10 protein-coding genes and 1 pseudogene are annotated in these 11,631 nt (G+C 60.3%); 3 read left to right on the forward strand and 8 right to left on the reverse strand.

All coding sequences use genetic code 11. From position 1 onward, the window contains the following. Positions 1–447: 447 nt before the first annotated feature. On the reverse strand, positions 448–1,317 hold the full coding sequence (locus tag G1C94_RS01740; protein ID WP_335341199.1) for a PIG-L family deacetylase: 870 nt from the start codon (positions 1,315–1,317) through the stop codon (positions 448–450). Positions 1,318–1,537: 220 nt separating this feature from the next. Between G1C94_RS01740 and G1C94_RS01745 the strand changes: the two genes are divergently transcribed. Together G1C94_RS01745 and G1C94_RS01750 are read left to right on the forward strand one after the other, a co-directional pair. Further along, complete coding sequence (locus tag G1C94_RS01745; RefSeq protein ID WP_172144067.1) at positions 1,538–3,010, forward strand: TrkH family potassium uptake protein; 1,473 nt, start codon at positions 1,538–1,540, stop codon at positions 3,008–3,010. A gap of 65 nt (positions 3,011–3,075) precedes the next feature. Next, positions 3,076–3,735, forward strand: a complete 660-nt coding sequence (locus G1C94_RS01750) for a potassium channel family protein (RefSeq protein WP_172144068.1) — start codon at positions 3,076–3,078, stop codon at positions 3,733–3,735. A gap of 11 nt (positions 3,736–3,746) precedes the next feature. Here the strand turns inward: G1C94_RS01750 and G1C94_RS01755 are convergent, their stop codons facing one another. The 5 genes and pseudogenes from G1C94_RS01755 to tyrS form a co-directional block, all read right to left on the reverse strand. Beyond that, positions 3,747–4,493, reverse strand: a complete 747-nt coding sequence (locus tag G1C94_RS01755) for a TlyA family RNA methyltransferase (protein ID WP_172144186.1) — start codon at positions 4,491–4,493, stop codon at positions 3,747–3,749. A 14-nt stretch (positions 4,494–4,507) separates the two neighbouring features. Then, entirely contained in the window at positions 4,508–4,645 is a 138-nt protein-coding gene (locus G1C94_RS01760) for a hypothetical protein (protein ID WP_172144070.1), read from the reverse strand. 36 nt (positions 4,646–4,681) lie between these two features. Continuing rightward, on the reverse strand, positions 4,682–5,725 hold the full coding sequence (locus G1C94_RS01765; protein WP_172144072.1) for an HAD-IIA family hydrolase: 1,044 nt from the start codon (positions 5,723–5,725) through the stop codon (positions 4,682–4,684). A gap of 24 nt (positions 5,726–5,749) precedes the next feature. Further along, positions 5,750–6,754 (reverse strand): annotated as a pseudogene (locus G1C94_RS01770) (hypothetical protein); the annotation flags it as partial. Positions 6,755–6,939: 185 nt separating this feature from the next. Next, positions 6,940–8,262, reverse strand: a complete 1,323-nt coding sequence (gene tyrS / locus G1C94_RS01775; protein WP_172144074.1) for a tyrosine--tRNA ligase — start codon at positions 8,260–8,262, stop codon at positions 6,940–6,942. A 154-nt stretch (positions 8,263–8,416) separates the two neighbouring features. Here tyrS and G1C94_RS01780 point away from each other — a divergent pair, with 154 nt between their 5' ends. Next, positions 8,417–10,237, forward strand: coding sequence for a DUF975 family protein (locus tag G1C94_RS01780; protein ID WP_172144076.1), 1,821 nt, complete (start codon positions 8,417–8,419; stop codon positions 10,235–10,237). A 46-nt stretch (positions 10,238–10,283) separates the two neighbouring features. Here G1C94_RS01780 and G1C94_RS01785 read toward each other — a convergent pair whose 3' ends face one another. After that, positions 10,284–11,060 (reverse strand): putative ABC transporter permease, encoded by a 777-nt coding sequence (locus G1C94_RS01785; protein ID WP_172144078.1) that lies wholly within the window; start codon positions 11,058–11,060, stop codon positions 10,284–10,286. Between the two features lie 6 nt (positions 11,061–11,066). Next, a complete protein-coding gene (locus G1C94_RS01790; protein ID WP_172144187.1) occupies positions 11,067–11,558 on the reverse strand; it encodes an HD domain-containing protein in 492 nt (163 codons plus the stop codon). Positions 11,559–11,631: the final 73 nt, after the last annotated feature.

The following is an 11,631-nucleotide window of genomic DNA, read 5'->3' on the forward strand; positions in this document are numbered from 1 at the left end:
GGAATCAAATCGTTGACGCTCCTCGATGGGGTAGATGCAACGCCCCAAAGCACCCAACCTCATAAGCCGACGTCTTTTGGCACATCGGTCTTTCCAAAGGGAATTAAATTCAATTGCTTCTTTTGGCGTCATAGAGCCGGGATACACAATGCTCTCGAGCTTCCCCCACTTACGGAATGCTATCTCAGATGCAAAAGGGGCATCAGGAAAATGAGGGTTGTCGTATATTCCGAATGCAAAGCGGCGGCATCTGCCGTCGTCACGCCGGGCAAACAGCTCACAGGTCTCATAGCACAGGGGCTCCGCACTCCAGGCAATGCTCAGCCCAATAGCTGGAACGAATCCACATGATGTCATCGAGCTTCACAAAGGAAGACGGCATAGTGCCCTGCGGCCTAGAGTCACCTTCACGAAGGGAACGGTTGTAGAACTCGTACTGATACACCGTTACATTCTCCCATCGGCGGTATGCCAGTAAGAAGCCGGCTCCTTCATAAAGGCATCGAACTCCCCCGTTACGGAATGGTATCCGATGGCATAACGCCCAACGCCAGGATCCCAGAAGCAGTATTGCGAGACGGCACTCGTAAGACCGGCCTTCTTAAAACCGTCGGCTGCAACATGCGACAGCTCGACATCGGGGTTTTCCGAACGAAAAGCCTCCAGGCAATACGGCTCTACGAAAAGATTCAAGCGCCGTATGCGGCCCTTGCGCCAAAGCTCAACCGCGGCTTCGCCCAAATGACGATGGTCACGATGCTGTGATTCGCCAACAAGCGGACTGATAGTACATACCTCGGCTCCGGGAAATACATCGAGGTACCGCTGAATGATAGCAGAGGCCTCTTCCCTGGAAAGTGAGCCATCTACAGCACGCCTTGGGGCAAAGTGAATCCTCGAAGGCCGATACCCGATCGCCTGACAACTGGCAAGATATTCCCTGTCCCTTGCGTCACTAAATGCGGCTTCGTCAAGGCGATAATCATGCAAGCCATCGTGCTTGTCGCAACTATGAGCGTCCCCAAGGATTTGTCTCACGCACGACTTTGTTCCGTCAGAGCAGAGTACGACGTGGGCATCAGCGCCTTTTGAGATGACATGCTGGGCGTACGCGCCCAAGGCAAGCAGCTCGTCATCCTGGTGCGGAGAGAAAAATAGGACAACCCCACCTCCACTAATAAGCTTTGAACTGCACCCCCCCCCAATTTTTCTGTCAAAACGTGGAGGATATCTGCCAATCGACGCATGGCTCTTGCCCCTTTCACCTTCTTCGAAGAGTATAGCAAAGGGGGTTATAGGCCAACCCCGTTGTCTAATTACAAGCGCAACATCCTTTCAGACTGGATTTACAGCAATTTCCAATCTAACGGGTGTTGCACCTGTAATTAGACAACGTGCAGCCGAGGCGTTCGTCAACGAACTGCCAGACTTACAAACCCAACAAGGGTGTTGCACTTGCAAATAGACAACGACGCCGCGCCGTCAAGGGCGAACAGGGCATACAATGGCTTGCGGCATATCACAGCAAGGAGGGATTATGGCGCGACTGCCCAAGCTGTTGCGACGCCCGAAGAATGCGCTGTTGCGACGCCCGAAGAATGCTTTGTCGTGGTGGTATAACGACGTTTCCGACGACGAGAATCGCGCATCCGGCCGGATTCGCCGCATCAGCGTGACCGACCGTCTGCTCAAGCATCCCGGACGCCTGTCCATCGTGTATTTCGGGGTGTTGATCGTCGTTGTCACCGCGCTGCTGATGATGCCGTTCGCCACGCGCAGCGGGCATTCGACCAGCTTTCCCGTGGCGTTCTTCACCGCCGTGTCCGCCTTGTCGACCTGCGGCATTCAAGTGGTGAACACGAGCGCCTATTGGTCGATGTTCGCCCAAGTGATCATTCTGATTTCCATCCAGCTCGGCGGGCTGGGGGTCATGACTTTCGCTTCCATGATCGCGTTGGGTGTGAGCCGCCGATTGAAGGTATCGCAGATGATGCTCACCGCCAACGAGCTGGGCACATCCAAATTCTCCGAAATCAGGGGCGTGATCGCCGTGGTGCTCACCACGACGGCCATCACCGAGGCCATCACCTTCACGCTGTTGCTGCCCGAACTGCTGCGCGTCAACGATGGCGACCCCGGGCGCACCTTGTGGCAGGCGATGTTCTACGCTGTGTCCGCCTATAACAACACCGGCTTCACCCCGGACACCTCCGGCTTGCACGTGACCAACGTGGGCGTGGGCTTGCCGATTCTGATCAGCGCGTTCATCGGCACGCTGGGTTTTCCGGTGGTGCTCAACGTCGTGCAGTGCGCGCGGCACAAACTCAGCCCGAAACGATGGACGTTGCACACCAAGCTCACACTCGTCACCACGGCCATTCTCGTGGGGGTGTCGCTGCTGTGGTTCCTGCTGGTCGAATGGCACAATCCCGACCTGTTCCCCTCGAACGACCTGTCCATGAAGCTCAGACGAAGCGCGGTGGCCGCGGTGATGCCGCGTTCGGCCGGTTTCGATATTTCCTGGGTTCCCGGCGTCAGTGATGTCAGCAAGGTATTCATGAGCGCGTTGATGTTCATCGGCGCGGGTTCGTCCTCCACGGCCGGCGGCATTCGCGTCACCACGTTCGCGGTGATCATTCTGATCTGCCGGGCCGCGTTCACCGGACACCGCGACGTGACGGCCTTCCACCGGCGCATTCCCCGGCGCATTCAGATGACCGCCATCAGCGTGACCATGTCGTGTTTCTCGCTGGTTGCGGTGGGTTCCATGGCGCTGATGTTCGTCACGGACTGCGGGTTCGGCGACGCGATATTCGAGACCTGCTCGGCGTTCAGTCTCGGTGGCTATTCGGCTGGCGTGGTCAGCGCAGGCAATCCGGCTTCGATGTTCATTCTGGCGGCGGCGATGATTGTGGGGCGTTTGGGTCCCATGACCATTGCCTACGCGATCAGCCGCCCAATGGCACCGGAGCCGATTCGTTATCCGCAGGAAAGCGTGATCGTCGGCTAATCTTGCCGGTCTTCGGCACGCATCGGTCTACGATGAATCACGACAACACAATCAAGGAGCATTTCATGGCACATACGAATGGCAGCAAAAGCGTGCTGGTAGTCGGGCTGGGCCGCTTCGGCAGCTCGGTGGCCGCCACATTGAACGATATGGGCCAGGACGTGCTCGCCGTCGACAATGATCCGGAGATTGTGGCGCGCTGGTCCGCGCATATTCCCGTGTTGCAGGCGGATATGACCGATGCGATGGCGATTGAGCAGATCGACGCGGCCCAGTTCGACGCGGCTGTGGTGGCCATCGGCGACAGCATCGAGGCGTCCGTCATCACCGCCGGCAATCTGCTTGACGCCGGCTTGACCGACCTGTGGGCGAAATCGGTGTCGGCGCAGCACGCGCGCATCCTGCGTCGCATTGGCGCACGCCATGTGATCAACGCGGAGAACGACGCCGGCAAGCGCATCGGCCATCTTGTGTCCGGCAACTATCTGGATTACATCGAAATCGAAGGCATGCACACCGTCGTCAAGGTGCATACGCCGTTGCATGTGGCGGGCAAGACCATCGCCGAAGCGCAGGTGCATGACCGCTACGGCATCATCGTGGTGGGCGTCAAATCGCCCGGTCGCGAGTTCCAGTACGGCGAGAACGACTTGGTGATGCGCCGCAACGACGAACTCATCATCGCCGGCAAGCAAACCCAAATCGACAAGTTCCTCGCCGGCTAAACATAAGAACACTAGGACTGCCGCGCGTAGAGGAGGTACTCGCTGTTGCCGTGGGTGCCTTCGATCGGGGACGGGGCTGTGACGACGGGAGTCAGGCCGCTGGTTTGGGCGCATTGCTTGACGGTTTCGAGGGCTTGCTCACGTAAAGCGGGATCGGCGACCACGCCATGGCGGTCGAGGCCGGATCGGCCGACTTCGAATTGGGGTTTGACGAGCAGCACCACGTGTGCGCCGGGCGCGGCGATGCGGGCGATCACCGGAATCACGTAGGTCAGTGAGATAAAAGACACGTCGGAGACGACCATCTGCGGGCGGAACGGCAAATCTTCAGCGACCACGTCGCGGATATTGACGCCGCTCATTTCGATGATGCGAGGGGATGCGGCGATACGCGGGTCGAGCTGGCCGTGCCCCACGTCGAGCGCGATGACGCGCCTCGCTCCCCCGCGCAACAGCACGTCGCAGAAGCCGCCCGTGGAGGCACCGATATCGAGGCAATCCATGTCCAGCGGCTCAGGCAAACCGTGCGCGGCGAAGCACTCGAAGGCCCCGACCAGCTTGTAGGCACCGCGCGAAACGTAATCATCGCCCTTGTCCACACTGATGCGAGCCTGCTGCAAACCGCCGACCGCATACGACGGTTTGGTGACGGGCCGGCCGTCCACCAGCACCTTGCCCGCTTTGATCAGCCGTTGCGCCTTGGAACGGCTGTCCACGAGTCCCGCCGCGACCAGCAGCAGATCAAGCCGGTCGGGCATATCGACAGGCTGCGTCACTCGCTTATCTCGTTCAGTTCACGCTGCAGCGCGTCGAGCACGCTTTGGAAGGTTTCGATGCGCTGCTCGTCGCTCTGCTCGCCAAGGGTGGAAAGCTGAGTGAAACGCTCGGCAAGCGGCGTGCGGTCATCCATTGGTTAAGCTCCTTAAAAACTATTAAAACTGTCTTTCTATGACACCCGCATATCCGGCAAGGCGACGGCCGACATGTCGACGCCCGAATCGGCCAACTGCCAAGACAAGCAAATGGCGGCGCGCAGAGCGTTCATCGACGTCTCGTCATTGACTTGTATGCTGTTGGCCGCCTTGTCGAACGCGGCTTCGCCGTCGGCGCATGTCCACCGGTTGCCGCCGCAGTCGACGGGTGCGGGCATCGGCTCGTTCAGCCCGCGCAAATCCTGCGCCACATAAGTGGGACGCAAGTGGGCGGGGGCGAGCATGAGTTCGCGCGGGTTCGTCACGCCGGTCAGCACGGCCAGGGAATCGTAGCCGCCGCGGTTGCCGGCCTCGATGTCGGTGTCGAGTCTGTCGCCCACGGCAAGGGATTCCTCCTTGGGCACCGCGTTGCGCCCGTCACGCGCGTTGAGTTCGCGCGCCTCATCGTACATATACGGTTCCGGCTTGCCCGCCGAGGCGACCGGTTCGACACCGGTGGCATTGATCACGGCCTGAATCATCGAGCCGCATCCAGGCGCCGGGCCGAACTCGCGGGGAATGGTCAAGTCTCGGTTGGTGACGAAATACCGGGCCTGCGCCTCGACGGCATGCGAAACGTTTTCCAGCATCTTCCACGTCATGTCTGGGTACCAGCCCTGAATGACGGCCACGGGCCCGTCGCACGGGTCGTCACTGACCGCCAGCCCCGCACGCGCAACCTCCTGGCGCAAATGCTCGGCACCCAATACCAGCACCTTCGAGCCAGCCGGCAGTGCTTTGGCGACCATGCGCGCCGCCACCACCGACGAGGTAATGACCTGCCACGGCTCGACTTGCAATCCAAAACCCTGAAGCTGGTCGGCCACCACCTGCTGGAAGCGCGACGAATTGTTCGTCGTGTATTCGATCATCATGCCCGACCGCTCGGCCTTGTGGACGGAATCGGCGGCGTGTTCGACCGGCGCTTTGCCGCGGTAGACCACGCCGTCAAGATCGAGCAAGGCGAGCTGATAGCGCTCGGCCAGCGGGCGCGAGGAACCTGAAAGATGTTCGTTCATGCGTCACTCGGCGTCTTGCAAAGGTTCGTCACTGCCCGGCCCAGCCGCGTCGTCGCCTTCCTCGGGCGCATACTGCGCGGCATCCGGGTCGATGCCCAACTGTTCAAGCAGTTCCTCGTCGTCGGCGAGCTCGGCCAGATCGTGGTCGATCACCGCGTCGTCCATGTCCTCGTCGAAATCGGCGTACTGATCTTCCAGCTTTTCGATGGTGCGCTGGAGTTTGTCGGCCTCGTCACCGCGCCCGGCCTCCTCGAGGAAGAGCTGTTCGGCCTGCAACGCGCGCATACGATAGCCTCCGGCCAAGCCCTTGGAATGCCCCAGCGTGTGCGCCACCTTGATGGCCTTGCTCCACTGCTCCAAGTCGGCGAGCGCACCGGCATATACCAAGAACATCTCGGCTTTGGCCTCGCCGCCGAGGCGTTTGGCGTCGTCTCCCAGCGCCACTTCGATGGCCTTGTTCGGATTGCCCACGCCACGCTCGCAGTCGGCGATGAACGGCAGATAATCCGCATATCCGTTCATGCGATAGGCGGTGCGGAACTCACGCAGGGCGAGCTTGTAATCCCCCATGCGATAGGCCACGAACGCGAGCGTCTCGCGCGCGAAATCGATGCGCGAGGCCTGCTTGGCAACCCATTTGGCATGTTCGAGCGCCGCTTCGGGGCTGTCATCGATCAGCGTATAAGCGGCCAGAATATGCAAGCCGACGTTTTCCGCGTGCTCCTTGGCCAGGCCGCGCAGTCGTTCTTTCTCATCTTTCGACAGCATCGACCATTCGAGGCCTTTGGGCATCTTGGGCTCGTCTGGGCGGCGGTTGGTATAGGGATTTTGCGAGGGGAAGCTCATCGTGCCGTCGGAATTGCGGCGCGGCTTGTCCATGTATTCGGTGCGCTTGTGTTCGCGGTATTCGCGTTTCTCGTCGTCCGTGAACTGGCGGCGCTCGCCGTTGGAGGCGCTATGGGCATTGTGCCGATCGTCACGGTAACGGGAGTTGTCTGCGCGACGCTCATTCTTATGGAAACCGCCACGCTGCTGACCGCCTTTGCCGCGCGGCTTGAAGCCTTTGCCTCCACGCGAGCCGGAGTGGCTTGAGCCACCGGGCTTGCGCCCGCCGAACGACTTGTGTTCCTTGCCTTCTGCCATGTGTGTTCCTTACGTCTTCACTTGCACCGGTTTGAAATACGCAACCGCGCGTGCCCAACCACCCGCGCCGGCTACTGATGTTCCACCACGCCCAGCGCCTTCTTGCCGCGCCGAATAAGCGCGAAGCGACCGGCGAGAAAATCCCCTTGGCCCAAAACCGCTTCGTCGTCCTCCACGCGCGCGTTGTTGAGATACACACCACCGGACTTGATGGCGCGCCGCGCCTCGGATCCGGACTTGAACAGCCCAGCCTGAACAGCAGCATCAATCACGCGATCGCCAGGCCCCCCTTGCGGGAACATATACCCGCCCTGCCCATCGGCCACCTTGAAACCCTCAAGCACCGATTCGAGCGTATCGGCGTCGATGGCGCCAAGATCGCCACCGCGCCCGAACAGCGCGGCGGAGGCGTCGATGGCCGCTTGGGTGGCCGCCTCGCCATGCACGAAACTGGTGACCTCCCAAGCCAGCGTCTTCTGCGCCTCGCGCGCACCCGGATCGGCTTGGCTCTGCTCAATCAGTCGCTCGATCTCACTCTTGGGCAGGAACGTGAACGCCTTCAGCAGACTCTCCATCTCGGCGTCGGGACGGTTGATCCAGAACTGATAGAACTTGTAGGGGCTGAGCATCGTGGCATCGAGCCAGACGGCGTTGCCCTCGGACTTGCCGAACTTCTTGCCTTGCGCGTCGGTGATGATCGGGCTGGTGAACACGTTGACGTCCACCCCGCGCACCTTGTGGATCAGGTCGAGACCGGAGGTGAGATTGCCCCACTGGTCGGAGCCGCCAAGCTCAAGCGTGCAGCCGTACTCATCGAACAAGTGCAGGAAATCGTTGCCCTGCAAGACCTGATAGCTGAACTCGGTGAACGAGATGCCTTCCTCGGAGTTCAGGCGCCTGGCCACGGTGTCTTTGGCGAGCATGGTGCCCAGCCGGAAGTTCTTGCCCACATCGCGCAGGAAGTCGATCACCGACATCTGCGCCGTCCAGTCGTAATTGGACACGAAACGCACGGCGTTGGGGCCGGATGTCTCAAGAATGCCGCCAATCTGCGCTTTCAGACGCTCGGCCCAACCGGCCACCACGTCCTTGGGGTTCAACGTGCGCTCACCCGACTGCCGCGGGTCACCGATCAGGCCGGTCGCGCCGCCGACCAATGCAATGGGCCGATGCCCCGCCAACTGCAAGTGGCGCATGTTGATCAGCTGCACGAGATTGCCGATATGCAGGGAGGCGGCGGTCGGATCGAAGCCGCAATAATACGTGATCGGCTCGCCGTCCAACGCACTCGCGAGTTGCTCCCGGTCAGTGGACTGGGACACCAACCCGCGCCATTCAAGTTCCTCAAGCAGACTGTCAAAACCCGCCTGTCTGAAATCCATGACGTGAGCCATATCTGGTTATTCTCCCCTATCGAATTGTTGACACAACCGCGCACATAGCGCGCGTTCCAGTCTCGCAGGACGCGGCGACAGACTAACGCCCCCTAAGGCGCGAAGATACGGGCGGCCACTACAATGGGAGCCGAGAAGCGACGATAGGGGAATCATGAACCGCAAAGTCCTGAAAGAACTCGCCAAAACCACAGCGGAACGCCATTACTGGCTGTTGGTGGTATTGTGCCTGTTCGCCGCGTTCCTTGGCGCGGAATACACCTCCGCCATGTGGGCGGTGAACTACTCCACGTCACCGAGCTCCATCGCAACGGCGGATGCTGATGATTCTGCGTCCACAACGTCCGTGACGAGCATGGATTGGGCGAACGTGGTGATGGATGTGCTCTTCGGCGATACCACTTCCTCGCAAGCCCCCGGAGCCGCGCAGGAGACCAACCCCATGCTGGGCCGTTCGCGCGGCGTGTTCGCCGGTGTGGTCAACACCGTTTCCAACGGCAGCATTTTGAGGTCGGTGGCCGAGGCCGTGCATTCCATCGTGCACTCGCGCGGCGCGTCGGTGGCGGTTGCGGTGCTGCTCAGCTTGGCCGTCTACTTGTTCGTGTGGCTGTTCATCCGCGAAACCTACCTGGTCGTCTCGCGCAGGATGGTGCTCGAAGCGCGCGTGTATGAGCAGGTGCCGATGCGCCACATGATGTTCCCCATCCGGACGCGCCAATGGCCGCGCATCGCGTGGACGATGTTCGTCGAGAACGTGTTTCTCACCCTATGGTGGCTCACCATCGTCGGCGGCATCATCAAAAGCTTCTCATACCGGCTCGTGCCATACATCATCGCAGAAAACCCCTCGATGAAGGCGTGCGACGCAATCACCCTGTCCCGGCGCATGATGAAAGGCCACAAGTGGGAGGCCTTCGTGGCGTTGTTAAGCTTCCTCGGCTGGAATCTGCTGGCATGGCTCACGTTGGGCATGAGCGGCATCTTCTATTCCAACGGCTATCAGGCGGCGTTCTGGGCCGAGTATTACACCTATCTGCGCGCGCTCGCCAAACAGCAGAACATCGAGGGCGCGCAGCAGCTGAACGACGAGTATCTGTTCACCACCCCCTCCCCCGAACTGCTCGCGTCGACATACGCCGATGTGGCTGAACACATCAGCGAAGTGGATGCTTCCGGCACCACCGTGAGCAAGCCCACCGGTTTCGCCGGGTTCCTGTGCGAGTGGCTGGGCATTCGTCTGACTCACTCCCAGCAGGTCACCGATTGGGAAACCTATAAGGCGAACATGACGGCATTACGCGCCGCCCGCGCCGTTCTCGACGGCAAAACCTATCCCAACAGACTCGCGCCGAACCAGCGGCAGCACCCGAACCAGCGCAAACGCAAGCCCAACTCCGGCTCGCTGCTGGACGCCATGCGCAGCTATTCGGTGCTGAACCTGACGATGATGTTCTTCATCTTCTGCTTCATCGGCTGGCTGTGGGAAGTGGCGCTGGCGTTCATCACGGAGGGGCACTTCGTCAATCGCGGCACCTTGCACGGCCCGTGGCTGCCGATTTATGGCATGGGCGGCATCATCATCCTCGTGGTGCTGAAGAAGCTGCGCGACAAGCCGCTGTTGGAGTTCGTCGCGGCGGTGGTGCTGTGCGGCGCGCTGGAATATTACATTTCGTGGTATCTGGAGATGACCCACGGGCAGCGTTGGTGGGATTACACCGGCTATTTCCTCAACCTCAACGGGCGTATCTGCGCCGAGGGGTTGCTGACCTTCGGTCTTGGAGGGTTGGCCATCGTGTATCTGCTGGCACCGGCGCTCGATCAGTTGCTCAACCGTGCCAATCGCAAGATTCTGGCCGTGGTGGCCATTGCGCTGGTGGTGGTGTATGTGGGCGACCAGATCTATTCCGGCCAGCATCCGAACGCGGGTCACGGCATTACGGATTACAAGGACGAGACGACTTCGCAAACCAAATAGCCATGGCTCATATGGCCTTATATGGCTATATGGCTTAATGGCTTACTCAGCGCTTGGGGCGCATCAGCTCGCGCAAGGAGTTGAGAACATCATCCTTGCCGGGGACCTTGAGCTTCGGGAAGGATTCGAGCATACGTCGTTGCTGCGCATTGATGGTGCCTGAAACGGCCTGACGCATATGTTTGAGCGTTTCTTGCGAGCCGGTCGACCATTCGCGCATCTTCGCGGAAACGGCACCGCTCCCCCACTGCCAGGTCTCTCCGGCGCGGGCGGCGATATCGCGCAGGGTTTGCGTCAGCGCATCGAGAGTGGAGGCGAAATCGCTCATACCGGCGACAGTGACGGCCAAATCGACAATGCCGAGCACAAAACACACCAGTGCAGCCGCGCAAAGCGCCTGACCGGGAATCATGTCGGTGACGTCGGCCACCCAAGGCTGTATGCCGAAAACAATAACCACGCCGCCGATGCCGAACACCACCGCCCCCAGCAGGCAGACGCGGCCGTTGAGGTTGAACTTGAAATCGGAGTAATCCCACCAGCGCGCGTGGAACAATCGCTCCATCGCCCACGAGGTGACATATTCGAGAATCGTCGCCCCCATCGCGGACACCAGGAACACGACCACCGGGTTGCGAACCTGACCGAGAATAAGCGTGGCGAGCACCGCACCCGTGCCGTAGATCGGGCACAGCGGGCCGTTGAGGAAACCGCGGTTGACCAGTCTGCGCTCCTGAATCGAAACGAGAATCGACTCATACACCCAGCCGCAGAAACTGTAGAACAGAAACCACAGGAACAGCTTGACCAACCCCATCAGCATGCGCGATCACCTCGGGCGGGAGGGCTTGTTGAAGCGGTCGAGGCTGAGCGTTTCTTTGGTGGCGCTCAATTTGTCTGCCAGAGTGACCAGATAGCCTTCGATATAGCGCGGTGGCATCGGTGTGAGCGGGAACATGTGCCGGGCGATGCTGTCGCGCTCGATTTCGTTGAGTTCAAAATCGCTATGCGCGTTGGCGAGCGCGGCACCGCCGTGGGTGAAGCCATGCCAGCGATGGGTGCCGTCGTCCCAATCATGCCAGTCGTACAGAAAATAGTCGTGCAATAGCGCAGCGCGAATCAGCGACTTCAGGTCGACGCGACGCCACAGACGCGCGCGGTCAGCCATCCATACGGCCAAGCAGGCCACGCGAATCGAATGTGCGTAGGTGGTGACGTTGCCGTGCTGATAGCAGCCGCGCTCGATTTGCATATGCTCATGTTCGAGCACTTCACGACCGTGTTCGGCGACGAGACGCTGAATCTCAACGCGGGTGAGCAATCTCACGGCTTCGGTTTCCTTTGTTATCTTGACGATATTGCCGCGTCCGATTGTAGGACGGGCATGTTAATGC

The organism is Bifidobacterium panos (assembly GCF_012932445.1).
GTDB lineage: Bacteria > Actinomycetota > Actinomycetes > Actinomycetales > Bifidobacteriaceae > Bifidobacterium > Bifidobacterium panos.

Excerpts from the sequence above, each read along its gene's own strand:
- G1C94_RS01785 (WP_172144078.1), bottom strand. The coding sequence starts at position 11,060 with ATGCTGATGGGGTTGGTCAAGCTGTTCCTGTGGTTTCTGTTCTACAGT.
- tyrS (WP_172144074.1), bottom strand. The coding sequence starts at position 8,262 with ATGGCTCACGTCATGGATTTCAGACAGGCGGGTTTTGACAGTCTGCTT.
- G1C94_RS01760 (WP_172144070.1), bottom strand. The coding sequence starts at position 4,645 with ATGGATGACCGCACGCCGCTTGCCGAGCGTTTCACTCAGCTTTCCACC.
- G1C94_RS01750 (WP_172144068.1), top strand. The coding sequence starts at position 3,076 with ATGGCACATACGAATGGCAGCAAAAGCGTGCTGGTAGTCGGGCTGGGC.
- G1C94_RS01765 (WP_172144072.1), bottom strand. The coding sequence starts at position 5,725 with ATGAACGAACATCTTTCAGGTTCCTCGCGCCCGCTGGCCGAGCGCTAT.
- G1C94_RS01745 (WP_172144067.1), top strand. The coding sequence starts at position 1,538 with ATGGCGCGACTGCCCAAGCTGTTGCGACGCCCGAAGAATGCGCTGTTG.
- G1C94_RS01755 (WP_172144186.1), bottom strand. The coding sequence starts at position 4,493 with ATGCCCGACCGGCTTGATCTGCTGCTGGTCGCGGCGGGACTCGTGGAC.
- G1C94_RS01780 (WP_172144076.1), top strand. The coding sequence starts at position 8,417 with ATGAACCGCAAAGTCCTGAAAGAACTCGCCAAAACCACAGCGGAACGC.